The 25,513-nt window shown below is 57.9% G+C and carries 18 protein-coding genes and 1 tRNA gene; 16 read left to right on the forward strand and 3 right to left on the reverse strand.

The features are described 5' to 3' along the window. The first annotated feature begins 22 nt into the window (after nucleotides 1–22). The 8 genes from ATI14_RS07670 (at nucleotide 23) to ATI14_RS07705 (ending at nucleotide 13,293) form a co-directional block, all read left to right on the forward strand. A complete protein-coding gene (locus ATI14_RS07670; protein WP_080520211.1) occupies nucleotides 23–8,242 on the forward strand; it encodes a two-partner secretion domain-containing protein in 8,220 nt (2,739 codons plus the stop codon). After that, nucleotides 8,239–8,757 carry a hypothetical protein gene (locus tag ATI14_RS07675; protein WP_016969145.1) on the forward strand — a complete coding sequence of 173 codons (519 nt, stop codon included), beginning with the start codon at nucleotides 8,239–8,241 and terminating at the stop codon, nucleotides 8,755–8,757. The genes ATI14_RS07670 and ATI14_RS07675 overlap by 4 nt, the downstream gene beginning before the upstream one ends. 488 nt (nucleotides 8,758–9,245) lie before the next feature. After that, nucleotides 9,246–9,857: a hypothetical protein gene (locus ATI14_RS07680; protein WP_080520212.1), complete on the forward strand. Its 612-nt coding sequence runs from the start codon at nucleotides 9,246–9,248 to the stop codon at nucleotides 9,855–9,857. Nucleotides 9,858–10,033: 176 nt separating this feature from the next. Beyond that, entirely contained in the window at nucleotides 10,034–10,483 is a 450-nt protein-coding gene (locus tag ATI14_RS07685) for an SMI1/KNR4 family protein (protein WP_016974464.1), read from the forward strand. A 179-nt stretch (nucleotides 10,484–10,662) separates the two neighbouring features. Then, nucleotides 10,663–11,094 carry a hypothetical protein gene (locus ATI14_RS07690; protein ID WP_016974465.1) on the forward strand — a complete coding sequence of 144 codons (432 nt, stop codon included), beginning with the start codon at nucleotides 10,663–10,665 and terminating at the stop codon, nucleotides 11,092–11,094. Nucleotides 11,095–11,198: 104 nt separating this feature from the next. Next, entirely contained in the window at nucleotides 11,199–11,615 is a 417-nt protein-coding gene (locus ATI14_RS07695) for a hypothetical protein (RefSeq protein WP_016974466.1), read from the forward strand. A gap of 250 nt (nucleotides 11,616–11,865) precedes the next feature. Continuing rightward, the gene (locus tag ATI14_RS07700) at nucleotides 11,866–12,270 is read left to right on the forward strand and encodes an SMI1/KNR4 family protein (protein WP_016974467.1); all 405 of its coding nucleotides are present in this window, start codon (nucleotides 11,866–11,868) and stop codon (nucleotides 12,268–12,270) included. A gap of 579 nt (nucleotides 12,271–12,849) precedes the next feature. Next, the gene (locus ATI14_RS07705; protein WP_080520213.1) at nucleotides 12,850–13,293 is read left to right on the forward strand and encodes a hypothetical protein; all 444 of its coding nucleotides are present in this window, start codon (nucleotides 12,850–12,852) and stop codon (nucleotides 13,291–13,293) included. 136 nt (nucleotides 13,294–13,429) lie between these two features. Here the strand turns inward: ATI14_RS07705 and ATI14_RS07710 are convergent, their stop codons facing one another. Further along, the gene (locus ATI14_RS07710; RefSeq protein WP_031320462.1) at nucleotides 13,430–13,687 is read right to left on the reverse strand and encodes a hypothetical protein; all 258 of its coding nucleotides are present in this window, start codon (nucleotides 13,685–13,687) and stop codon (nucleotides 13,430–13,432) included. A 421-nt stretch (nucleotides 13,688–14,108) separates the two neighbouring features. On the opposite strand from ATI14_RS07710, the gene ATI14_RS07715 reads away from it, so the two are divergent. Both ATI14_RS07715 and ATI14_RS07720 read left to right on the forward strand, forming a co-directional pair. Beyond that, nucleotides 14,109–14,804: a hypothetical protein gene (locus ATI14_RS07715; protein ID WP_016974469.1), complete on the forward strand. Its 696-nt coding sequence runs from the start codon at nucleotides 14,109–14,111 to the stop codon at nucleotides 14,802–14,804. Between the two features lie 57 nt (nucleotides 14,805–14,861). Continuing rightward, complete coding sequence (locus ATI14_RS07720) at nucleotides 14,862–15,314, forward strand: hypothetical protein (RefSeq protein ID WP_016974470.1); 453 nt, start codon at nucleotides 14,862–14,864, stop codon at nucleotides 15,312–15,314. A gap of 305 nt (nucleotides 15,315–15,619) precedes the next feature. Here the strand turns inward: ATI14_RS07720 and ATI14_RS07730 are convergent, their stop codons facing one another. Beyond that, a complete protein-coding gene (locus ATI14_RS07730) occupies nucleotides 15,620–17,320 on the reverse strand; it encodes a M10 family metallopeptidase C-terminal domain-containing protein (protein WP_231124347.1) in 1,701 nt (566 codons plus the stop codon). Between the two features lie 469 nt (nucleotides 17,321–17,789). On the opposite strand from ATI14_RS07730, the gene ATI14_RS07735 reads away from it, so the two are divergent. The 3 genes from ATI14_RS07735 to ATI14_RS07745 all read left to right on the forward strand — a co-directional run bounded on the left by ATI14_RS07735 (nucleotide 17,790) and on the right by ATI14_RS07745 (nucleotide 20,744). Beyond that, entirely contained in the window at nucleotides 17,790–19,418 is a 1,629-nt protein-coding gene (locus ATI14_RS07735; RefSeq protein ID WP_016974472.1) for a vWA domain-containing protein, read from the forward strand. A 151-nt stretch (nucleotides 19,419–19,569) separates the two neighbouring features. Further along, the gene (locus ATI14_RS07740; protein ID WP_016974473.1) at nucleotides 19,570–20,142 is read left to right on the forward strand and encodes an RNA polymerase sigma factor; all 573 of its coding nucleotides are present in this window, start codon (nucleotides 19,570–19,572) and stop codon (nucleotides 20,140–20,142) included. Beyond that, nucleotides 20,139–20,744: a hypothetical protein gene (locus ATI14_RS07745; RefSeq protein ID WP_080520576.1), complete on the forward strand. Its 606-nt coding sequence runs from the start codon at nucleotides 20,139–20,141 to the stop codon at nucleotides 20,742–20,744. The genes ATI14_RS07740 and ATI14_RS07745 overlap by 4 nt, the downstream gene beginning before the upstream one ends. A 57-nt stretch (nucleotides 20,745–20,801) precedes the next feature. On the opposite strand, the gene ATI14_RS07750 is transcribed toward ATI14_RS07745, so the two are convergent. Beyond that, nucleotides 20,802–20,878 (reverse strand) — tRNA-Arg (locus ATI14_RS07750). Between the two features lie 370 nt (nucleotides 20,879–21,248). Between ATI14_RS07750 and gabD the strand changes: the two genes are divergently transcribed. From gabD to ATI14_RS07765, 3 genes are all read left to right on the forward strand, one after another. Further along, complete coding sequence (gene gabD / locus ATI14_RS07755) at nucleotides 21,249–22,691, forward strand: NADP-dependent succinate-semialdehyde dehydrogenase (protein WP_016971755.1); 1,443 nt, start codon at nucleotides 21,249–21,251, stop codon at nucleotides 22,689–22,691. Nucleotides 22,692–22,876: 185 nt separating this feature from the next. Further along, nucleotides 22,877–24,154, forward strand: coding sequence for a 4-aminobutyrate--2-oxoglutarate transaminase (gene gabT, locus ATI14_RS07760; protein WP_016971754.1), 1,278 nt, complete (start codon nucleotides 22,877–22,879; stop codon nucleotides 24,152–24,154). A gap of 139 nt (nucleotides 24,155–24,293) precedes the next feature. After that, nucleotides 24,294–25,496 (forward strand): HDOD domain-containing protein, encoded by a 1,203-nt coding sequence (locus ATI14_RS07765; protein WP_016971753.1) that lies wholly within the window; start codon nucleotides 24,294–24,296, stop codon nucleotides 25,494–25,496. The last annotated feature ends 17 nt before the right edge of the window (nucleotides 25,497–25,513 follow it).

The raw sequence follows: 25,513 nt of genomic DNA on the forward strand, positions 1-25,513 counted from the left end.
CCGCCGCAACGAGAACCTGAAAATGGATGTTCGCCACTTTGCCTTTCTGGCCCGCCAACCTTCTGCTGCGCTGAAGCCGCGAGACACGTTCTTCGGCCTGCCCAAGCGCGGCCTGGTGCTGATCCTGGCCAACGCGCTGTTCTGGCAGCCGCTGCTGGCCCAGGCCGAAGGCATTGTGGTGAGCAACCCGGCCACCAGCGTCGGCCAGGCCGGCAATGGTGTGCCGGTGGTGAACATCGCCACGCCCAATGGCAGTGGCTTGTCCCATAACCAGTTCAAGGACTACAACGTCGGCCCCAACGGCGTGATCCTCAACAACGCCACGGGCGCGGTGACCAACACCCAGCTCGGCGGTTTTATCGTCGGCAACCCCAACCTCAAGGGCGGCGCGGCCAGCGTCATCCTCAACGAAGTGAACGGCGGCAGCCCCAGCCAGTTGCGCGGCTACACCGAAGTGGCGGGGCAGTCGGCCAAGGTCATCGTCGCCAACCCTTACGGCGTGACGTGCAGCGGTTGCGGCTTTATCAACACGCCCAACGTGACCCTCACCACCGGCAAACCGGTAATCGACGCCAACGGCCAGTTGCAGCGCTACCAGGTCGATGGCGGCGCCGTGACCATCGACGGCGAAGGCTTGAATGCCAGCAACGTCGACCGTTTTGAAATCATCACCCGCTCGGCCAAAATCAACGCACAGATCAACGCGCGTGAACTGGCGATCATCGCCGGGCGCAACGATGTGGATGCCAAAACCCTCGCTGCCACCGCGCGCGCCGACGACGGCAGCGCCAAGCCGGAACTGGCGATTGACTCGTCGGCACTGGGCGGCATGTACGCCGGGGCGATCAAGCTGGTGGGCACCGAAGCCGGTGTGGGTGTGAAGCTCGACGGCACACTGGCCGCCAGTGGCGGCGACATCCAGCTGGATGCCAACGGCCACCTGAGCATGGCGCAAACCGCCGCCACCGGTAACGTCAGGGTCAACGCGCAGAGCGTCAACCTGACTGACAAGGTGTACGCCACCGGCAATGTGCAGGTCACCAGCGCCGAAGCGTTGGTCAACCAAAAGAGCATCGCCGCCGGGCAACGCATTGAGCTCAACGCGGCAAGTGTGAACAACGCCGGCATCATCGAAGCCGGTGTGGCCCCGGACAACAGCCGCAACACCACCGGCGACCTGGTGGTGAACGCGCAGACCGTCAACACCACGGGCAACCTGCTGGCCAGCCGGGCGCTGGCGATCACCGCCGCGCAGGCGCTGACCAACAGCGGCGGCATCCTGCAGGCCAAAGCCGTTGGCGTCAGCACCGCCAAACTGACCAACGGGGGCGCTACGGCGCGGCTGTTTGGCGAGCGGAGCCTGGTGATCAATTCGCCTGCCATCGTCAACCTTGGCGGCTTGATTCGCTTCGGTGAAGGCCAGGCTGCCACGCTCGACAGCGCTGCCCTGGACAACCGCCAGGGTCACATTGAAATGGCCGGCGGCAGCCTGGTCGTGACAAGCGCCGCGCTCAATAACCAAGGCGGGCAAATCGTCGGCAATGCTCTGACGATCAACGCAGCAGACCTGAATAACCGCAACGGCGTGTTGGTGGCAGGTGCCCTTACGGTGAGCGCCAGCAACCTGGACAACAGCCTCAAGGGCTTGATGCAGGCCGACAAGGGCGCGCTGAGCCTCACCGTCGCCAATGCTTTCAACAACGAACAGGGCTTCGCCCAAGCCGGCACTGACCTTTACTTGAGCGCCGGCCGCCTCAGCAGTAACGCCAACGGCGTGCTGAGCGCCAGCACCGGCAAGCTGACCCTCGCCACTGCCCAGCAGCTCAACAACACCCAAGGCCGCCTGCAGGCCGGGCAGGGCGATATCGAGTTGCACGCCGCCAACCTGGGCAACCAGGGCGGCGTGATCGTCGGCAAACAACTGCTGCTGGACGTGACCGGCGGCGACATCGACAACCGCGCCGGCCGCGTACTCGGCGACCAACTCGACCTGCGCGCGTCAAGCCTCGACAACCGCGACGCAGGCCTGCTGGCCGGTGGCTCGCAAGGCGTGAGCCTGTTGCTTCAGGGGCCGGGCCAATTGCTCAATGCTCAAGGCCGCATTCAGAGCGAAGGCCTGTTGCAGCTACACGGCGAGCGCTTTGATAACAGCGCGGGCATCCTGCTTGGCCAGTCGGTGGAAGTGACCGCGCAGTCCTTCACCAACAGCAACAAAGGCGCGCTGGTCAGCGATGGCGGCGACATCACCTTCAACGTCAGCGACCTGCTGACCAACGCCGGCGGCACCCTCGATGCCGGTGAGCGCAGCATTCTGGTCAAGGCCCTGACCACCCTCGACAACAGCGGCGGCACCCTGCGCGGCAAGCGCCTGGACATCACCGCGCAACACCTGAACAACGACGGCGGCCAATTGCTCGCCGGCAACCAGGGCGTGAGCTACAGCGGCCAGGACCTGTCCAACCGCAAAGGCTTGATCCTCAGCGGCGGTGCGCACACCCAGCTGGACACCGGCCGCCTGGATAACACCGGCGGCACCGTGCAAGGCGACACCCTGACCGTCACCGCCAACTCGGCAGATAACGGCGACGGCGGCCTGATGGCCAGCCTGGTCGGCAACCTGCAACTGACTGTCGAAGCCCTGGCCAACCGTGGTGGCAAGCTGTTCGGCAAAGAACAGGTGACCGTCAGCGGCAACACCCTCGACAACAGCGCGGGCGGCCAGATCAGCGGCAAACAGCTCGCCCTGACCTCACGCGACACCCTGACCAACAAAGGCGGCCTGATCGAAGCCAATGAAGGCCTGACCCTCAACGGCGGCAACCTCGACAACAGCGCGGGCGGCCAACTGCGCGCACTGACCGGTGCCAGCAGCCGCATCACCCTCAGCGGCCAGGTGAACAACCAGAACGGCACCCTCGAATTCGGCACCACCGCGTTCAGCCTCGACGCTGCCAGCCTGAATAACCAATCCGGCCAGTTGCAGCATGCCGGTGTAGGCCTGTTCCACCTCAACACCGCCAGCCTCACCGGCAGCCAGGGCAACATCAATGGCATGGGCACGGCAGATTGGGCCTTCGGCAACGTCGACGGCCTGGGCCGCGTGCAACTCAATGAAGTGCTCACCTACAAAAGCACCCAGGGCCTGACCCTCAAGGCGGGCGACCGCATGGCCAGCGGCAAGGGCTTGATCCTTGACGTGGCCAGCCTGAACAACGGCGGCGAGTTGCTCAGCGACGGTGACGTGAGCATCACCACCGGCGATATCACCAACAGCGGCCGCATGTCGGCCCTGCAAACCCTGACCGTGGCGGCCAATAACCTCAGCCAGAATGGCGGGCGCCTGGCGGCCACCAACACCCGGGTCAAACTGGCCGGCACCCTCGACAGCCTCGGCTTCCTCACCGCGCGCCAGCAACTGGATATCGCCGCCGCACAAATCACCAACCGCGGCACCCTCGGTGCCCAGGGCGCGGTGAACCTCACCGCCGTCAACGGCATCAGCAACGGTGCGGATTCGCTGCTGTTCAGCGGCGGCGACCTGACGCTGCGCGGCAACGGTTTCAGCAACGCCTATGGCGACGTGTACAGCAAGGGCAACCTGAGCTTTGCCGGTGTGGACGGTGGCAAGGCGGTGTTGTTCAGCAACCGCTCCGGCACCGTCGAAAGCGAAGGCTCCATTGGCATCAATGCGGGCTTTATCGAAAACGCCAAAGACCAGTTCGAATTGGCCCAAACCCTCACCACCGGCAGCTTGAGCTGGGTGTGCGGCCAGCACTGCGGCGAGAAAGACAGCTGGCGGCGCGGCACGATCACCCAAAACGAAACCTACCTTGAAGCGGCGGTCAAGGACTCGGCAGCGGCGCGCCTGGTGGCGGGCAAAGACATGGTGCTGCAAGGCGACAACGTGCAGAACCGCTACAGCCTGCTGGCCGCCAACGGCGACCTGAGCATCACCGCCGGTGACCTGCTGAACCAGGGCGCGGGCACCCGCACCGGGCAGCGCCAAGTGGTGATCGGTACACCGGGGCACGTCGACAAGCACCTGTGGGAACGCATGGAGTACATCGACGTGCCCGCGTTCAACAACGCCACGGCTGCCGGTAACTTCGACAAGGCGCGTTTTGAAGCCTTGAAAAGCCTCTCGCCCAACAGCGAACCGTTCCGCCAACTGAGCGACGTCACCACCTGGACCGACAATGGCGGCCCAGGCTACGCCGCCACACTGCAAGCTGGTGGCACCGTCAACCTCAACGTCGCGCGCACCCTGCAAAACGGCACGTTGCACGAAAACACCCTGGCGCAACTCACCGGCACCCTCGGCGATGACCAGACCGGCATCCCCGTCGGCGGCATCAACATCAACCTGAGCAAACACGCCAACGACCCGAGCGCCCAGGCGGCAGGCAGCGTGCTGCCGGTCGCCAGCGTCGCCCCCGGCGGCGGCTTCGTGCCCGTGGACTACACCGGCACGCCGTTCGCCGCCGTCGACCCGACCACCGCGCCCAACTTCCAGCTGCCCAAGGGTGAGTACGGCCTGTTCGTCAAAAACCCGGACCCGACCAGCCACTACCTGATCGAGACCAACCCCGAGTTCACCACCGCGTCGGGCTTTTTCAGCTCCGATTACATGCTCGGCAAACTCGGCTTCAACAGCGACAACGCTTGGCGCCGCCTCGGCGATGGCCAATACGAGACGCGCCTGATTCGCGACGCCGTGCTCGCGCAAACCGGCCAGCGCTTCCTGGCGGGCGGCCTGTACAGTGACGCCGACCAGTTCCGCTACCTGATGGACAACGGCCTCGCCAGCAAAGACGCCCTGCGCCTGAGCCTTGGCGTGGCGCTCACCGGCCAGCAAGTCAGTGCGCTGACCCACGACATCGTGTGGATGGAAAACCGCGTGGTCGACGGCCAGACCGTGCTCGTGCCGGTGCTGTACCTCGCCCAGGCGGACTCACGCAACGTGCGCGGCAACAGCCTGATCCAGGGCCGCGACCTCAACCTGGTCACTGGTGGCGACCTGATCAACGTCGGCACCCTGCGCGCCAGTAACAACCTCTCCGCCGTCAGCAGCGGCAGCATCTACACCGGCGGCCTGGTGGAAGCCGGCAACAACCTGAGCCTGCTGGCCCAGGACAGCATCCGCAACGCCATGGCCGGCGAAATTCGCGGCAACCAGGTCAGCCTCGCCGCCCTCAAAGGCGACATCACCAACGACAACACCGCCATCCAGGTACGTGACGGCGCCGGCATGCGCACCCTCACCGACGCCAGCGCCGGCACCATCGTCGCCCGCGAAAACCTCGCCATGGACGCCGGCCGCGACCTCACCAACCGCGGTGCACTCACCGCCGGCAAAGACGCCAACCTCACCGCCGGCCGCGACCTCAACCTGATCGCCGCCAGTGACACCCGCGTCAAGCACGAGTCCCGCGACGGCGGCGAAAAATACACCGTCACCACCGACGTCAAAAACCTTGCCGCCAGCGTCACGGCGGGTGGCGATATCAACCTGAAGGCCGGACAGGACGTCAACATCATCGGCAGCACGGCCACGGCCGGCAAAGACCTGACCGTTGAGGCCGGGCGCGACTTCAACGTGGCGTCGGTCAGCGACGTGCACAACGTCGAGGGCAAGGAAAAACACGGCAAGAAACGCATCAAAACCTCGGATGACCAGACCACCCAAGTGGCGAGCGTGCTGACGGCAGGCGGGGATTTTGTGAGCCAGGCCGGGCGTGACACGACACTGGTGGCGAGCAAGATCAGTGCGGGGAATGAGGCTTATCTGTATAGCGGGGATAAGTTGAGTTTGTTGGCGGCGCAGGACAGCACCTACACCCTCTACGACATGAAAAAGAAGGGCGGCTGGGGCGCGAAGGAGACCAAGCGCGATGAGGTTACTCGCGTTACCAACGTTGGCACTGAGATCAAGACAGGGGGGGACATATCGCTTGTCAGTGGCGGCGATCAGTTGTATCAGCGCGCCAAACTCGACAGCGGTAATGACCTGACGATAGCCAGCGGCGGCGCAGTGACGTTTGAAGCGGTTAAAGACCTGCATCAAGAGAGCCACGAGAAGAGTAAGAGCGACCTGGCTTGGACGAGCGCCAAGGGTAAGGGTAATACCGACGAGACGTTGCGCCAGAGTGAGCTGAAGGCGCAGGGCGAGTTGGCGATCAAGGCTGTTGATGGGCTGAAGATCGATATCAAGCAGATTGATCAGAACACGGTTAGCCAAACGATTGATGTGATGGTCAAGGCAGATCCGCAGTTGGCTTGGTTGAAAGAAGCCGAGAAGCGTGGGGATGTGGATTGGCGGCATGTGCAGGAGCTGCATGACTCGTTCAAGTACAGCCACTCGAGCCTGGGCCAAGGGGCGATGCTGGCGATCATCATAATAGTTACGGCGCTGACTGCGGGAGCCGCGAGTGGAGCGTTGGGAACCGCATTTGCAGGTGCCGGAACCGCTGGTACCGGAACGGCCATGGCTGCCGGAGGTATTTCGGCCACGACGGGCACCTTCGTAGCTGCGGGATGGGGCAATGTGATGGCCTCTGCCGCGTTGACTTCGGTTGCCAGCAACAGCGCAGTTAGCTTCATCAACAACGGGGGCAATCTGGGTGCAACCCTGAAGGACGTGACCTCTTCAGACAATCTGAAAAGCTATGCCGTATCAAGTGTTACAGCTGGCCTGACTTCCTCATATTTCGACGGATGGACCGGTACCACTACCGATACGGTGACCGGCAAAGTGACGGGCCCTGCACTCAATACGTGGTCGGGTGTGGGACAGTTTGCAGGAAACCAGGTCCTGCAAGGCGGCACGTCGACCTTACTCAATAAGGCATTGGGTCAAGGCGGCAGCGCAGGAGATGCGTTGAAAAACGCGCTGTTCAATACCCTTGCAGCTGCCAGTTTCAATGCAGTTGGTGACTATACGAAGGATGTATACGCCACCGGTACACCACAGAAAATCGCTATTCACGCGATGGTGGGTGGGCTTCTTGCCGAGATTACTGGAGGCGACTTCAAAACGGGCGCTTTGGCAGCAGGGGCCAATGAAGCTCTGGTGGGACATCTGAATGATTTGGTTAAAGGTGATCAGAACCTTCTAAGCATGAGCTCCCAACTGGTGGGCCTGCTCGCGGCTGCGTCTCAAGCGGACGGTGATGCCAGTAAGCTAGAGAAGGGCGTGTGGGTGGCGAAGAACGCCACGCAATACAATCATCAACTTCACAAGTCTCAAGCTGATGCGTTGGATGAACAACGTCGGTTCCATCCAGAAAAAGCTGATCGTTTGAACGCAGCGGCTTGCGCTTTGGTTAGTTGCGCAGAGTCGATCCCGACTAACGATCCGTCTTATAAGAATTTCAAGGAGCTCCAAGATCGAGGCGCCACTTTTGGTGCGGAGATCGCCTTGCTTGAAGCAACCGGCCAATTTGGCGGGCGTAGTTTTCAGGACTGGAGCGACGACACGCTCAATGCGCATGGCAAGGCTGTGCAAGTTGTTGGCGCTAGTAAAGATACCGCCCTTGGCCTTACGGGAGGGGCTGCGGCCTACGCGGGAATGTTGGTTTCGTCACCCGCATGCGTTGGTATCGTGACATGTGCCGTACCACTTGGGTTGGGAGCCCTGGGCACCACCTCAATGGTCGGAGCTTGGGATTCCGCCAGCCAGATTACGGCGGACTTCAAGTCCAGCGAGCCCGATAGGGTTGCGGCGTCTTTTTATCCTGAAAGTTTTCCGGGAGAGTCGAGTGCAACGTCTGATCTAGCGTGGGGGACGGTAAAATCTGGCGCTCAGGCGGCTTTGTTTGGCGGAGCGGGGAAATACTTTAGTGGTAAATTAGCTGGTGAGGTTGCAATTGGTGCAAAAGCTGCGGCAAATGGCAGTGGGCCAGCTAAGGGCTTCTTAGAAGTCAGTGATGCATATTCGTCCTCTAAAGCTGTACAAGGGTTGAGTAATTCAAAACCTATTGACTTTATTTACGATCCGGCTAGTCAGCGATTCATCATGGGGCGGAATCAATTTGGGCACGATGGGATATTGGATGCTGGAAAAATCCCTTCATCTGACGCTATCGTCGGCGGCGGGATCTGGAAGGAAAATGGAGTTCTTCGAACCTATGAATGGAGCGGACATTACGGGATGAACTGGACTCCCGAGCTTCGTGAGCAGTTCAAGTCCTTTATGAGCAGCCATGGCGTGGATGTTACCCATACTCCCGGGATATCTAGATGATAGATGAGCTGAAAAAAAAGCTATTGATGGAGCTCGGTAAGCTAGATGCTCCATGGATAAAAAAAATTGAGTACAACTCTGAAGGGGCTAATTTGAGTTGGCTTCCTGTAGCAAAGTTGTGTGGGGGGCGTTTTCTTTTGGGGCTTACTTCCAAGGGGCTTTGGGGTAGATCGACAGAGTCTGTTGTTCAGACAGTCAGCGACGAAACTGCGTGTGTATTTTTTCTGCCAGTATTAGAGGATCTACCAGAAGTGGTTCGTTGCAAGATGATCGATGGGCTTAAAGGTTATGGGCTTTCCGAGGGGTTCATAGACTTATTTCCATTTGAGCAAATTGTTTTGGCAGGTCTTAGAAGTCAGAGTGAGTATTGGTCTGGCTTGGCATTGAAATGGGCTTTATTCGTCCCGAGATCTAATAATTTAGAGGCGGAGTTGGAGGCGTTGAGTAAAGCTGGAGAGACTCAAAAAATACGTCACTCGGCCAGAAAAATAGCTAAGCAGCTAAAAGTTTTGTGACATAGGCGCAAAAGGCAAAACTGCGTCAAGTGAGCCAAACTCTCAGCCTGTTGCAGAAAATGGCGATGCGCGACCAAAACAAACCGAAACATATTTCAGAGTCGAATCAGGTGGTTCAGGATTTCAGACTAGTCAAAATCGTATTTCTGTAAAATCTGATGGGACGGTAGCAATTGATTCTGGATGCAGTGGTCAGTTATGTGTCAGTACAAATGGCCCCAGCCATGCGGCGTATTATCTTTCGAATAAAAGGCCTGACGGTAACGTGGTCGTTTTTGAGGTTGATCAATCGTTGCACCAAAAAATTATGTCCGAAGCTATTGATCAACGACCTTTGCCCGGTCAGGCAAGGAACCCTGACTCCCCGAAAATTGTTGATCCGAACCAAGGGAAGCCAAGTGTTTCACTAGAACTCCTAAAAGTATGGGATTCCTTACTTGAGAAACACTCATCAAATGCACGAGGGTTGACGCAGGAGGAATTTTTTCATGAGTTCGGACGCTAAGTTTGACCTATTAGAGCGTGAGTTATTTGAAGGGCATAAATCAATTGCTCTGTTTGTTTTGAAAGGTCAGCATTATTATATTGTGGATGATAAATCTAATTTCTGTATCGATGTCCGGCCGGATTATGCTTCGTATGTTGAAGCAGGCCGACTAAAGCAGGAAGATTATGAAAAAGCGCTAGGGCTGTTTCGCGGTGGGATTTCCGTTTTAAGCGCAGGTAATTTTCATCAGTACGTCGATAGCACTGAAGCTGAACTGATAAGTTACGCAATGATGCAAGATTTTTTTTCCAAGGGTTTAACTTTTGAGCGTGTTAAGAGTTTTTATAAGGATGTAGAGCGGTTTTTGTCTTGTGGAGGAGAAATGGATTCGCAAAAATGGAATTTTTTGCGTATGAAATTACCAAGCTTTTACATAAATTTTGACCGAGGAATCTACCGACATACCGACTATGGTCGATTGCATGAGGAATTGGCGTTGCCAAGAACACAGTGGAATGCTTGTTGTAGTAGCGATTTTGGATTGCTCATCCCTGATGATGATCAATATTGGATCGTGGATAGGATGAATTTCTGGAAGCTTTATAGCGGTTGAAATATTAAAACGGAGACGGGGCAAAGAGAGAATAGGGGTCAGAACCTGAGGGATCCCCACAAATCTACTCCAAGCTCTGCGCCTGATGGCGCACCTGAAAAATCGGGGATCCCTCAGGGTCTGCCCCCTTTTTTCAGGGCTCAAGGGCCAGCGGAGAAAGCACTTAGTAAATAGTTATGAAAAATAAGAAAGCCTTAAAGTCGTTGATTGATGCCATAACGTCCTCTGATGATTATGAGGGCAATTACGGCTACCGGGTGACTGACGTGAGTGCGGCGTTATGTAACGTTAATGAGTCGGATCGGCAGAATGCCCCCAATGACTATATGGAGTTTCTCACAGAGTTTGGTTTTGGTGAGCTGGACGCAGCATTTCATCTTGATGATGGTCTGGAAAAATATTCGACTCTATGTGGAAGAGAAATAGCAGGTTTTGAGGATATGTACGTATTCGGAGGGAACTCGAGTGACGTACTGTATGCTTTCGACGCAAAGAAAGATTGGCAAATCGTAGAGATCAGTTCTGAGCTGGATGAGGTTGATGTTTTGGCATCAAACTTTTCTGATTTTATCTTGGAGCGGCTGCATTACATGATTTCTCTGATAGAACGGCGTGCAGCGAACTGATTATTTGTGCCAGGAGAAAAAGTAGTGAGGGGAAAAGGGGACAGATTTATTCAATTCAGGTGTTTTGTTTAAATTAAATAAATCTGTCCCCTTTTTAGTCTCCATTTTTTGGTTTAGATGTAGTCCGGGAGGCCTTGGGCCATCCCTTCCGGCACCCCTCCAAGAAAAGGAACTGAGTAATGCATTTCTTACAGTCAGAGTGCGCGAAGCAAACGTTCATTTTTTATATTGCGCAGGATTTGGATCAGCTTATTAAGATTGATGTGCAGCAGCTTGTTAGTGAGCTTTCCACAGCAAGGAATTGGAGTGTGTCGCCTCCAAACTATATTGAAAACATAGACGAAGGTGGTTTGGAAATCGTAGGCGGAGTATTAGAAATTTATTCGGCATTAGGGCCGCGTACGCTTCCTGTTGATTTGGATTCAAGGAGCCTGGATGATGTGGAGGCATTGATTGTAGCTGTGAGAGTACTATCCGAAGTCAAGAGTATTTCTTTCGAGTTTCAATTGGGCTCAACGTACGTTGGCTGTATTGATAATGGAATCATCGACCGAGTTCTTCATGAGGGCTTGCTTATTCCATGGAGAGAGAATCTCAAGCGGAAAACGTGAGAAAATGGGTGATAATTTATGGAGAAAAGGAAGGTAGATGTGTTTAATTCAAGTATTTTATTTAAATAAATTTTTCCTCCTTTTTTGATTTTGGAGAGGTTGTTATGCAAAGTAATGACGCTATTTTCTCTTCTTGCGTACCCGACAACATCGCGGCGGATGAAATTTATCCCGGCTTTCTCAAGGCCATCGAGGGCTATGAAGTGGCGGCGTTGAACACCGACACCTTGTTGGATTTGTTTACACAGCTAAGTGACCGGCAGTGGCACACCTATACATCATTGAGCAATGAGCAGAAGAAAAAAATAGAGTCTTTTCTGATGTCGATATGGGATGGGCGTAATCTGAAGTGGGTTGAGGCTATGATTGTTATCACTGCCCATCTAGGGCTTGTTGACCTGTTTTCCTTTATTTGTTCACGAAGCAATGACAGCTTGTCGCCTGAGGTAATTGCCGAAATAAAATCGGCGGTTTCCGAGCTGGGTCATTCAATTTCGGACCCCTTTAGTGGTATGAAATAAAGCAGCTGTGCAATGTGAGGAATAAAGCACGCCGCTATTTCTCATGGTGCGATAACGCGGTAAAAAATAGAGGCATGCCCTCCTGATCTCCCGCTTTTTGATACTACGGACTCACCCTAAGGGAAAAGGGGACAGGGAAAAGGGGACAGATTTATTTAATTGAAGTGTTTTGTTTGATTTAAATAAATCTGTCACCTTTTTTAAAAGGGGTAGCAAGAGATATCTCCTCAAATAAGGAATAGGAGGAATAATGCAAGACTTCCAAGTATTCATTGGAAACAAAAAAACGGAAGGGGTGTTAAGTGGCTTGGCTGCTGTAGATGATCTTACTCTGCAAGCCTTAAGGAAAAGCCAGGAAAAACTGCCCGAAGATTATATTTGGTTTTTGAAGCATGTAGGATGCGGGGAATTAGAAGCGGCAGGCTTTATGCTTTACAACGGTATCTTAGGCGCTGAGGATGTATTCGATGCGGATACAGCAGACTCTCTTAAGGGGATTTTGATCTTTGGAGACGATATGCAGGGGTCGTGTATTGGATTCGACATAATCAACGATTGGGTAGTAGTTAAAATAGACTCCTCAGATATGAGCCGCGAAGCGTCATATGACACATTTTCCTCTTTTATGTGTCACTTGTTAGGAAAAGGGGGCTAGGAAAAGGGCGGAAAAGGGGACAGATTTATTTAATTGAAGTGCTTTGTTTAATTTAAATAAATCTGTCCCCTTTTTTGGGAATGACTCCACGAGATGGGTTGATCGTGCTGAAGGTCGAAAGTTAGAGGCCAAAGAAAAAGCTTATATACTGACTGAACTTGGAACCGCAGCTGCAATGGTCTTATTTGCAGGTCGGGCGGCCAATGGTGCATCAAGCAAGGGGGGGCGGCGATTCCCGCCGAAATTAGCCCTACATATCGTGAGCTTCAGGGGTTAAACAAAGGATTCCACGCTCACCACACGCTTCCCCAATACTTAGGAAAGATGTTAGGTTACTCAAAAAATGACATGATGGATCACCCTGCGACGTTGATCACTCAATACTCTCATACAGGAAAGCTGAACCCGGATGCCATGCATAAAGCTATAAGTAAATATCTGCCTCCAATGGTGGGAGGTAAAGCGGCTAGCTATACTCCAGATCAAATCAGTACAGGGTTGCAAAAAGCCTACGGAGATATTGGACGCTCTGAGTTTTTTAAATCGGTACAACATTTAATAAAATAGGGGGTGTTTGTTATGTCGGATAAACAAGTGTACGAGCTAACCATTGATGATCTTGCTGATTTTGGTGTTTGGTTTTTTCCGATGGACGATACCGTGGAGGATGAGTTGACAGTGCGTCCTCTGGCCGAACAAGAAACGTGCTCAGATTTTCAGATTATTGTAAGAGCTAATTTTTTTGGAGTAAGTGGCTCTGTATATTCTGGTTATTTATATTGGGGTTCTGATTCTTTAGTTGAATACTTAAAGCCAGTTATCTTGTCGCAAACGGGGGAAATCATCAGCTTTTGGAACGGTATAGTACAACCCACGTGGGATAGTTCTGAATTCTCCAATTTACTTAGATCCGATTTGCCGATTTCTTATGTTTCAGAGCCGCTCCTTAACCTTCCTTCGGTTCGTGGAAGGCTTGAGGGGCTTTATTATCTGGCTGGGGATCGAGTGTGTTGCGTAAGCTAAGTATGAAGTTGGGAGCTAAGGAGAAATAGGTGTCAGACTACAAGAGGGAAAGGGGACAGATTTATTTAATTGAGTAGCAAGGCCCACTAGTGTTGCGCGTATCAGTTGGGCGGCGCCAAGGCCGCCCGGTTTTTACTCAGGATGGATCGGCATTGAGCCTGCGACTGATGACGTCCAGCAAATCACACCCATCGCGCAGCGGAATGGCCAGCAAATGGGCGAAGTCTTGAAGCACTACGGCATCGCTGCTGAGCTGTTCGCGAAAGGCGAGGTTTTCCAGCAGTTGGGTGACGGCGCGAATGCGGAATACGGCGGCGTCGTGGAGAACGTCGAGGGGCGCCTGGGTGTTGATGAGCAGGGCGGGGACGGTGCAGTCGTGGCCCGTGAGGGGCATGTATTGGTTCATTCTCAGTACTCTGTTGGTGGATTAAGCCACCACTCATTCGTCGCCAAACGAATGGGTGGCAGCTGTACGCAGGTTGGCGAACCGGAACAGAGTAACCGGCAGACCCGAAGGTCTCCCGCGCACAGCCGCCATAACATGCACAGCTTTGCGGGCGCAAAAACACCTGCATAGAAGCGGGTTGCTTTTGCACTCTGTTGTCAGGTCGCCAAACCTGTTCGCCATTGGGACGACGGGCGGGACTATAAGCCCCCCACCCAAACCCACGCAAGGCGTCAAAGTAGTGGCACAATAATGTCGCCTCATGTCATCGCCACCTTTGCCGACACACTGTCGATGACCAAACGCAGCCAGGGGCTCGTGCCTTAAATTGCCGCCCCTGCTTACCCAAACCCAACATTAAAGGACTGATGTGAAAAACCTCCTCCTGATCCTCCTCTCCACCCTCATCCTCGGCGGCTGCGTCAGCCAGCCCCTCACCCCCGAGCACCGCGCGCAGGTCAAAACCGTCAAGGTGTTGCCTGTGAAGTGGGAGTCGCAACAGATGGTCTACATGGGCCGCGAGCAAGCCTGGGGCGCTGCGGTCGGTGCCGGGCTGGGCGCGGGCGTCGGTATGGCGGCCGGGGCTTCGAAGGTTGGCACGGCGGCGCTGTCGGGCGCGGGTTTTGCGGCGGGCATGAAGGCCGGCGAGTTGGCCGCGTTGCCGACGCCTACGGCGATTGTCGCGCTGGTCAACGCCGAGCAGATCGATGTGGGGGTGCTGCTCAAACAGCATTTTATCGAGGCGCTGAGCAAGACCTCGTCGCTCAAGGTGGTGGGCGACGATGAACCCGCCGATGCGCAAATCCAGATGACCGTGACGGAGTGGGGCTTTCGCCTGACCCAGGGCTTCAGCAGCGTGGTCTATCCGACCCTCACCGTGCTGGCGCGCATGGACCGTGGCAGCGAGATGCTCTGGCAGACGGTCGAAACGGTCACGCCGTTCAATGGTCAGAACGTCTACGGCTACACGCCAGACACCTATCGCACCGACCCTGAAGCCTTGCGCCGTGCGCTCACGGGTATTACGCAGATCTCCAGCGGGTACTTGGTGAAAGAACTCAAGTAATCGTGTTTCACCGGCACCCGCGTGAGTCCCGTTGAAGCGGTCAGAGGATGACGCAAGATGGAAACATTCGACGAGACACCCCAAGCCTTGCTGGCACGCAGGCTGGCCGAATTTGAGCGGTTCAGGTTCGAGCGCCTGCCGGTCTTGCATGAGTTTTGTGAGGCCCTTGGTTTCGAGGAGCCTCATGAGGTGTTGAATACACCCAAAAAATTTCTGGCCCGGCTGGACAGCGGTTTCCGGGACGCGGTCATCAGCGAAGAAAACAGGGCCTGGTTCATTACGCGGATTGGGTACTACATCGGCGAGTGCCTGGTGGTGGGTTACCACGGATATTGGTTGGTCGACGAAGACCCGGCGTCACCCGCGTTTGCCCGGTATGTCGTGAGTGGCTTTGCGTTTGAAGGCGTGGAGGCGCCCACCGTGGACCCTTTCAGCGTCGCGCAGCGCTACGCAGACACGCCCGCACCGAGGTTTCTGGCCGAGGAGATAAACAAACTTGCAGCGCTATGACGTTACCGAAGGCCGGTCGAATGCCCCGGCCGATGCCGCCTTTATCGAACACCACACCGCCTGACTCCTGTGGGAGCGGGCTTGCCCGCGATAGCGGAGTGTCAGTCGCTGAAGATAATGGCTGGCCCGCCGCCTTCGCGGGCAAGCCCGCTCCCACATTTTGGGTTGTGTGTATCAGTACAACCTCGGCAGCACCGCCTGACCCTGTGGGAGCGGGCTTGCCCGCGATAGCGGTGTACCAGTCGCTGAAGATAGTGGCTTGCCCGCCGTTTCATCGCGGGCGGCTCTACCTGGCGCTTGTGCATTCAGTTGACGAGGATGTCTTTCGGTCTGATCTCCTGAGTGCTCTTCACCAGGAAATCCGGGGTGCCGTTGCCGGTCAGGTCAATGGCGACGAAGTAGCGATAGGTCTGCGGGTTGTAACCCACTATGGTCTCGCCGGCGCGCCCGCTGAACGCGTTCACAGGCGTGAGGCGCGTCTTCGCTTCTTTCTCGATTCCACGCAGGTCAAGTTTATCTGTGCCGCTGGTGAAGTCAGTGAACAGCCGGGCATTGCTGAATGTTGAGTCGCTCGCCGTTTTGAACACGAAGTGTGGCCTGACATTCACGGCATTAACCGTTGGCCGTACCGGTTGGATAAGGCTCTCGGGCACAGGGCCGCGCTTGGGCGTGCGGTTGTTGGCAGTAAGGATATCTCCAGGCCTGACGCGCCCGTGCGTTTTGATCAGCAAGTCGGGTTTACCGTTGCCTGTCAGGTCAATTGCCAACATCCCTTCACCACTTTTTTCATCATGGCTCAGGCGGGCTTCGCCGCCTTTGCCGCTCCAGGTGCTGACCAACGAGAGTGAGGCCAGCCCTGCACTTCTCAATGCACCTGACACGTCAATTTTGTCGAGGCCGCTGGTGAAATCCATGATTTCGTCCGGGGCTTCAGGTGTGGAGTCGCGGGCGTGGTTGTAGACAAAGGTGTCGGCGCCCCGACCGCCGCGCAAGCGGTCCGCGCCGCCCCCACCGGTGAGCCGGTTATCGGCATCGTTACCGATTAATGCGTCGTGGCCTGAGCCACCGATGGCATTTTCGATGTCGCAATCGCGGGCGATTGAGACGTTGCCCTGATAGCCGCCGACGTCGGAGAACGAACCGGCTTTGAGGTTGATGACCTGGTCGTTGCCGTAGCCCGAGAAGTCCAGCGTGTCGTTGCCGGCGCCGTCCCAGACGCAAAAAACAGCCGGGTCGTGGTGGTTTCTCAATGAGTAATAATCCCGCCCGCTATTTGAGTTGAAGCCATAGGTGTTGTTTTCGCGACGGGTTTGGTGATTCGCACCGTATTTGTGCTGGATGGCGCTGATGTCATCCATCATCGGGGCTTTGGGTCTGTCGACAAGCGTCTTGCCACTGTCTTGTGCGAGGTAATAGCTCATGACGGTGTGGGCTTTGGAGTCCTGGGCGTACAGACGCTTGGTGTCGTCTGCTGTGATGTTGTAGTCACCCGGGTGAGTGAGGCCGAGGGCGTGGCCTATTTCGTGGGTGATGGTGGGACGGGTTACAAAATCCGGGTTGTAAACCGTGTCGCCACCGTTGGCGAACGGGCTTGGGAAAAAGCCGCTGGCGGCTTTTTCAGTGCTGGATGTCTGAAAGGATAATCGCCCTTCCGCGCGGCTGCCGTTTTCAGTGAAGGTCAGGTTAGCGACGTCACCCCAGGACTGGATGGAACGCCGGGCTTCCTGTTTCTGCGTATCGCTGAAGCGGTTACCCCCGATTTCCTTGAAGTGATAGGAAATATCCGTCTTGCCGTCCTGGTTCCAGTCCTGCCACGCGCCCGTCCCGCGTGTGAGCTGCTCGATGGCGCGTTGCTTGTCAAAAGACTGCTTGTTGACCTTTTTGATATGCGGATCATCGGGGCGCAATGTGGCGTCAGCGTTGCCCGCTGTTGTGTAGTACGCAGGGATGACGTTGCTGTCCGAGCGGCGATATGACGGCGGGTTTTGATAGTGAGCCGGACGCACAAAACGATGCTGGATGAAGGGTTGTATAAACGGTCGTAAAACAGTCGCCAAAAGCGACGGCCGAGACGGGCGCTGTGCTGAATGGGCAGGCGGGGCGTAGAAGGGCGTTCTGAAGTCTATTCTCAAGGTGGCGATGCTCGTTGAAGTGGCTTTTCTCCGTGCTTGACCAGGTTCGCAATTTCCCTTTCGCAGCGCCCAAAACTGCCAGCGTGAAAAAGGATTTCCAAAGGGCGATGTGTGTCCAGGTGAGTCTGCGGCGCGAGGTTTACAGGGCGTGTAAACGGAGGGTTCAGGCTCACGTAATGTTTAATTTCCGCCGTTTCGCCCGGCACGACGGACGATGAGGTCGCGCAACGATTGGCGCGATGTCATCTGGCGGATTTTTCCATGACGACCAGGGTTTAACCCGAACCCACTCAGCTTTGCGTCTGACCTTGTGAGCGGATTATTCACACACGAGGTTAAGCCAATGTCCCGTCCTCTTTTTGCTGCCCACGGCTTCGCCGTTACCCTGCTGGTCACGCTGGCCGGGTGTGGGTTGTCGTCTTCCCGTGATGTGCCCAAACCCACCGCGGCCGCGCCTGTTGCCGAGCTGAGCAGCGAGCCCGTGCAGGCTGCATTGAGCAAGCGTATGGCCATGCCGGCGCCGATGGCTGCGCGCCTGGTGATGCAGGAATCGGCGGCCATGCCCTACCGCAGTGAGCCTCGGGAACGCTACGAAAACCTGCCGGAAAATCCGGTGCATCGTGTTGTTGAAACGCCCGTCTCGACCTTCAGTGTGGACGTCGACACCGGCAGCTACGCCAACGTAAGACGCTTCCTCAATCAGGGCAGTCTGCCGCCTGAAGGCGCTGTGCGACTGGAGGAAATGGTCAATTACTTCCCCTACCACTACGCGCTGCCCACCGATGGCTCGCCCTTTGGCGTGACCACTGAAGTCGCCGCCACGCCGTGGAACCCGCACACCCGATTGCTGCGCATCGGCATCAAGGCTTCCGACCGCGCCGTGGACGAGTTGGCACCGGCCAACCTGGTGTTTCTGGTGGACGTGTCCGGCTCCATGGACCGTCGTGAAGGTTTGCCGCTGGTCAAAAGCACCCTGAAATTGCTGGTGGATCAGTTGCGTGACAAGGACCGCGTGTCGCTGGTGGTCTATGCCGGTGAATCCCGCGTAGTGCTTGAACCGACCTCCGGGCGCGACAAAGCCAAAATCCGTCAGGCCATCGACCAGCTCACCGCCGGTGGTTCAACGGCGGGCGCGTCCGGCATTCAGCTGGCCTACCAGATGGCCCGCGCCGGGTTTATCGACAACGGCATCAACCGCATCCTGCTGGCCACCGACGGTGACTTCAACGTGGGCATCCGCGACTTCGACAGCCTCAAACAGATGGCCGCCGAGCAGCGCAAAAGCGGGGTTTCCCTGACCACCCTGGGTTTTGGTGTGGATAACTACAACGAACACCTGATGGAGCAACTGGCCGACGCGGGCGACGGCAACTATGCCTACATCGATAACCTGCGCGAAGCCCGCAAGGTGTTGGTCGACCAACTCAGCTCGACCCTGGCGGTGGTGGCGCGGGACGTGAAGCTGCAAGTGGAATTCAACCCCGCCCAAGTCAGCGAATATCGCCTGCTGGGCTATGAAAACCGCGCCTTGAAGCGTGAGGATTTCAACAACGACAAGGTCGATGCCGGCGAAATCGGTGCAGGGCATACGGTGACGGCCCTGTACGAAATTGTGCCCAAGGGTGAGAAAGGCTGGCTCGAGCCGTTGCGCTACGCACCTGAACCCGCGGCCGCAAGCCCATCCGGCGAACTGGCCATGCTGCGTGTGCGCTACAAGCCGGCTGCCGGCGGCGCGAGCCAATTGATCGAGCGGCCCATCACCACTCAGTTAACCCCGGCCAGCGATGACCTGCGCTTCTCGGCGGCTGTGGCGGCTTTCGCTCAACAGCTCAAAGGCGATGGCCGCTACACTGGCAACATGAGCTTGCAAGACATCGCCGCACTGGCGCGCTCGGCCCGTGGCGATGACCCGTTCGGGTTGCGCAATGAATTCGTGCAACTGGTGGACGTGGCGCAGAGTCTCAAGCACTGATCTCTCGAACAACACTGTGTGATGTGGGAGCCGGGCTTGCCCGCGATGCAGACAACTCGGTGTATCAGTGAATCTGAGTGCATGCCATCGCAGGCAAGCCAGCTCCCACACTGACCGGTTTTAATTTGCTGAAAGGAGTTCGCCACCTGACATGACCGTTCCAGATGATTCACCCAGCGACGAATCGCTGCTGGCCCGCTACCGGGCCGGGGATGCCGCCGCGTTCGAAGTTTTATACGCGCGGCACCGCCAAGGCTTGTACCGGTTTCTGGTGTCCCTGAGCAACAAGGCCGAACTGGCTGAAGAGGTGTATCAGGAAACCTGGCTCAGCCTGATCCGCAGCAGCACTCAGCCACAGGGGCGTGCGAGTTTTCGTACATGGTTGTTCCAGATTGCCCGCAACCGCCTGATCGACCACTGGCGCAAGCACGGCGTCCACAACCCCCTGCACGACAGTTACGACGAACAGTTGCATGCCAGGGCCGACGACAGCGCCGGGCCCGAGCAGCAGCTGAGCCTGAGCCGTGACCAGGCGCGCCTCGAGGCCGCGCTGCAAGACTTGCCCGAAGACCAGCGCGAAGTGTTCCTGCTGCGCCTGCACGGGGACCTCGACGTGCCGCAAATCGCGACGCTCACCCAAACGCCGCTGGAAACCGTGAAAAGCCGCCTGCGTTACGCCCAGCAGAAACTGCGCCGCCTGCTGGCCGAGGAGATACCCGTATGACCGACTCCCGACACACCCCGGACCCTGACGACGTGTTGCTGCAACATTTTCGTCAACACAGCACCGGCGAGCCGCCTGCGTCGCTGGACGCGTTCATTCTCAACGCCGCCCGCCGCGAAGCCCCGGCGCCACCGCCGAGCCTGTGGCAACGCTGGCTGCAAGCCTGCATGCGCCCACGCTGGCAGATGGCATTCGCCACCGTCGCGGGCGTGGCGCTGTTGGCCGGTGTGGTGCTGCGCTCACCCGTGCCACAACCGGAAACCTCCACCGCGACCTTTTCCGCGCGCGATCAAGCAGCTGCGCCTGCGGCGCCACAAGCCTATTCCGCGCCCGCGCCGATGGCCCGCATGGCCGCGGCGCCCAAAGTTGAAAGCACCCCGGCCCAGGCTGAAATCGCAGGCGCCGTGGCGGATGCGCCAACGGCAAGGCTGAGCAAGCGATCAGCGCTGGCGTTGCCTTCACTGGAACAGAGCCTGCAGGAAATCGTGAACCTGCGCGCCGCCGGAGAGGCCAGGCTGGCGGATGAGAAGCTGCTGGCGCTGTACAAGCGCTTTCCACAGGAAGATTTGCCTGCGCGCCTGGAGGCACTGCAAAAGCCCTGAATCAGCGCCCACAAAAAAGCCCCGGGTCTTTCGACCTGGGGCTTTTTTGTGGGTATCTGGTGCACCCGGCGGGATTCGAACCCACGACCCCTGCCTTCGGAGGGCAGTACTCTATCCAGCTGAGCTACGGATGCTTGTGCGGGCGACATCATACCCATGTCGCCCTTGGGCGTCCATGCTGGTCTTTGGCCGTTTGTGGGTAGGAATTCGCGCTTCGAAGGCTCTGCGCCGATGACCAGTGATCGAAACGTCGGAACCCGGCCAGGTCACGCTGATCAGAAAGGTTCGGCAAATGCGCCGTTTTCGTTCTTTTTTTCGAACAGACTATTGCCCTGTACCCCCATTGATCCTAGGATTCGTTTGAGATTTCAAACGCTCTGTCTCCCGCGTGCCATTTCCTTGTTTCGCGCGCTGGGGCTGATTTCCCTGACGGCAGCCCACAAGGCGCCTTTCAACAACTCTAATTCGCTCCGCGTGCGCGCGGTGCTGTTAAGGAAAGCCGACATGCAGCTTAAAGATGCCCAGTTGTTCCGCCAGCAAGCCTTTATCGATGGCGCTTGGGTCGATGCGGACAACGGTCAGACCATCAAGGTCAACAACCCTGCCACAGGCGAAATTCTCGGCACCGTGCCGAAGATGGGCGCCGCTGAAACCCGTCGCGCCATCGAAGCCGCCGACAAGGCGCTACCAGCCTGGCGCGCACTGACCGCCAAAGAGCGCGCCAACAAGCTGCGCCGCTGGTTTGAACTGCTGATCGAAAACCAGGACGACCTCGGCCGCCTGATGACCCTCGAACAAGGCAAGCCGCTGGCTGAAGCCAAGGGTGAAATCGCCTACGCCGCCTCCTTTATTGAGTGGTTCGCCGAAGAAGCCAAGCGCATCTACGGCGACGTGATCCCCGGCCACCAGCCCGACAAGCGCCTGATCGTGATCAAGCAGCCCATCGGCGTGACCGCCGCCATCACCCCGTGGAACTTCCCGGCCGCGATGATCACCCGTAAAGCCGGCCCGGCCCTGGCCGCCGGTTGCACCATGGTCATCAAGCCCGCTTCGCAAACCCCGTTCTCCGCCCTGGCCCTGGTTGAGCTGGCGCACCGCGCCGGTATCCCGAAAGGCGTGCTGAGTGTGGTCACCGGCAGCGCCGGCGACATCGGCGGCGAACTGACCAGCAACCCGACCGTGCGTAAATTGTCCTTCACCGGCTCGACCGAAATCGGCCGCCAGCTGATGGCCGAATGCGCCAAGGACATCAAGAAAGTTTCCCTGGAGCTGGGCGGCAATGCGCCGTTCATCGTGTTTGACGACGCTGACCTGGATAAGGCCGTCGAAGGCGCGATCATCTCCAAGTACCGCAACAACGGCCAGACTTGCGTCTGCGCCAACCGCCTGTACATCCAGGACTCGGTGTACGACGCCTTCGCGGAAAAACTCAAGGCTGCGGTGGCCAAGCTCAAGATCGGCAACGGTCTGGAAGACGGCACCACCACGGGCCCGCTGATCGACGAAAAAGCCGTGGCCAAGGTGCAGGAGCACATTGCCGACGCCCTGAACAAAGGCGCCACGTTGCTGGCCGGTGGCAAGGTGATGGAGGGCAACTTCTTCGAGCCGACCATCCTCACCAACGTGCCGAAAGACGCCGCTGTCGCCAAGGAAGAAACCTTTGGCCCACTGGCGCCGCTGTTCCGCTTCAAAGACGAAGCCGAAGTGATCGCGATGTCCAACGACACCGAGTTCGGCCTGGCGTCCTACTTCTACGCCCGCGACCTGGGCCGTGTGTTCCGTGTGGCTGAAGCCCTGGAATACGGCATGGTTGGCGTCAACACCGGGTTGATCTCCAACGAAGTGGCGCCGTTCGGCGGCATCAAGGCCTCGGGCCTGGGCCGTGAAGGCTCCAAGTACGGGATTGAGGACTACCTGGAAATCAAATACCTCTGCCTGGGCATCTAAACGGTCCGGCAAGAGCTTGCAGCAAACGCAGAGGGCACGAGAGCGCTGACCCTTTGCGTGTTTCAAAACGTTATTCGTAGTGGCCGGGAAAGCTGTGGCAGTCGATCATCGCATGCTGCCGTAGTTGCCTCCCCGCCACGTATTCCTTGGACCACGCCACCCGATGAGTGGCGAATGAGGACTTTATGAGCAAGACCAACGCATCCCTGATGAAACGCCGCGAAGCCGCTGTACCACGCGGTGTTGGCCAGATTCACCCGATCTTCGCCGAATCCGCGAAGAACGCCACCGTGACCGACGTTGAAGGTCGCGAGTTCATCGACTTCGCCGGCGGCATCGCCGTGCTGAATACCGGCCACGTGCACCCGAAAATCATCGCGGCCGTGACCGAGCAGTTGAACAAGCTGACTCACACCTGCTTCCAGGTGCTGGCCTACGAGCCTTACGTAGAACTGTGCGAAAAAGTGAACGCCAAGGTGCCAGGTGATTTCGCCAAGAAAACCCTGCTGGTCACCACCGGTTCCGAAGCCGTTGAGAACGCCGTGAAAATTGCCCGCGCCGCCACTGGCCGCGCCGGCGTGATCGCGTTCACCGGCGCCTACCACGGCCGCACCATGATGACCCTGGGCCTGACCGGTAAAGTCGTGCCTTACTCGGCCGGCATGGGCCTGATGCCCGGCGGCGTGTTCCGCGCGCTGTACCCGAACGAACTGCACGGTGTGAGCATCGACGACTCGATCGCCAGCATCGAACGCATCTTCAAAAACGATGCCGAGCCGCGTGACATTGCTGCCATCATCATCGAGCCGGTGCAGGGCGAAGGCGGTTTCTACGTCGCGCCAAAAGCCTTCATGAAGCGCCTGCGCGAGCTGTGCGACAAGCACGGCATTCTGCTGATCGCCGACGAAGTGCAAACCGGTGCCGGCCGTACTGGCACCTTCTTCGCCATGGAGCAGATGGGTGTTGCTGCCGACCTGACCACCTTCGCCAAATCCATCGCTGGCGGCTTCCCGCTGGCCGGTGTGTGCGGCAAGGCCGAGTACATGGATGCCATCGCACCCGGCGGCCTGGGCGGCACCTACGCCGGTAGCCCGATCGCCTGCGCTGCGGCCCTGGCCGTGATGGAAGTGTTTGAAGAAGAGCACCTGCTGGACCGCTGCAAAGCCGTGGGCGAGCGCCTGGTGACCGGTTTGAAGGCCATCCAGGCCAAGTACCCGGTCATCGGCGAAGTGCGTGCCTTGGGCGCGATGATCGCCGTTGAGCTGTTCGAAGACGGCGACAGCCACAAGCCAAATGCGGCGGCCGTTGCCTCCGTGGTGGCCAAGGCGCGTGACAAGGGCCTGATCCTGCTGAGCTGCGGCACCTACGGCAACGTGTTGCGCGTACTGGTCCCGCTCACCTCGCCGGACGAGCAACTGGACAAAGGTTTGGCGATCATCGAAGAGTGTTTCTCCGAGCTGTAAACGGAGGCTGACCTGATCGACAGAAAAAACCCGCTTCGGCGGGTTTTTTTATGCCCGCGGCGGCACATTCAGGCCTTGTTCATTGTACGTAGAGGGTTCGATTGTCTAAGGTTGCAGCATTGCCGATGGAGCGTGCTGGATGACTGCTGTTGATTTACCCGCTGTACCCCGTGTGCTGATTGCCGAGGCGGACCCTTGGTCGCGGGACCTGCTCAAGCAAGTGCTGTTGAATGTGCGCTGCGACGCGCGGCTGGATGTGTGTGCCGATGGTCAGCAAGCGGCCACACTGTTACGAGAAAAAACCTACGACCTGATTCTGGCGGATTGGGAGCTGCCGGGCGTCGATGGCCTGAGCCTGCTGCGCAACGTGCGGCAAAAACGCCGTTCGCTGCCGTTCATTCTGTTGAGCAGTCGCAATGACAGCGCCAGCGTGCGCGAAGCTTTGCCGCTGGCCCCCACGGCTTACCTGACCAAACCCCTGAACATGGAAGGCCTGACCCAGCGTCTGCAGGACTTGCTGCTCAACGAAGGCGAAAGCGTTTACTGCGAAATTCCGCCGCTGGCGCCGGGCATGACGTTGCCGGTGTTTTTGGAGCGTCGTCGCGAAGCCTCCGATGGTGCGCCGCTGCGGGTGGATGTGAAGGCCGCCGTGCAACACAGCCTCGGCCCCGACGGGCTGGACCTCAAACGCCTGGAAGAACAGGTGTGCATGGACCCACAAATCACGGCGGTGCTGATCGCCGCAGCCAACAGCGCCGGCCATCACGGCACACCGGTGCAGACCCTGCCGGCGGCGCTGCACAAGCTGGCAGCCGGGCAGAGCATGAACCTGATCCTCGGCCTTGCCCTCAAGCACAACGTGGTACTGGGCGACCCGGCGCTGATCGCCTACGCCGAGCGCCACTGGCAGTTGTCCCAGGACACCGCCGACTACGCCCGTCGCCTGGCGCGCATGCTGGACCTGGACGTCGAGCGTTGTTACAGCGCCGGCATTCTGCATCGCCTGGGTGACCTAGCACTGTTGCGCTGCCTGGAAGACTGGCGCCAGGGCGGCGGTGCGCTGGATGACGAGGTCATCGGCGAGTCTCTGTTTACCTTTGGCGCGGCCTACGGTTCGGCGTTGCGCGCGCGCTGGCGCCTGCCGCTTGAGTTGCGCCAGTTGATTGCGGCGACGTATTCACTGGAAGGCGGGGTGTATTCGCGGGATGCGCTGGTGGTGAACCTGGCGGCGCAGATGGCGCGGCTGACCGAACATGAGGGGCTGGAAGCGCTGGCCAGGGGCAAGACCGCGCGGTTGCTGAAAGTCGGCCTGTCGGAGCTGACGCGCGTTCGCAAAAGCTGACAGCCACTGCTCAAACC

Origin of the sequence: Pseudomonas tolaasii NCPPB 2192 (assembly GCF_002813445.1) — a bacterium.
In the GTDB taxonomy this organism is placed as follows: Bacteria; Pseudomonadota; Gammaproteobacteria; order Pseudomonadales; family Pseudomonadaceae; genus Aquipseudomonas; species Aquipseudomonas tolaasii.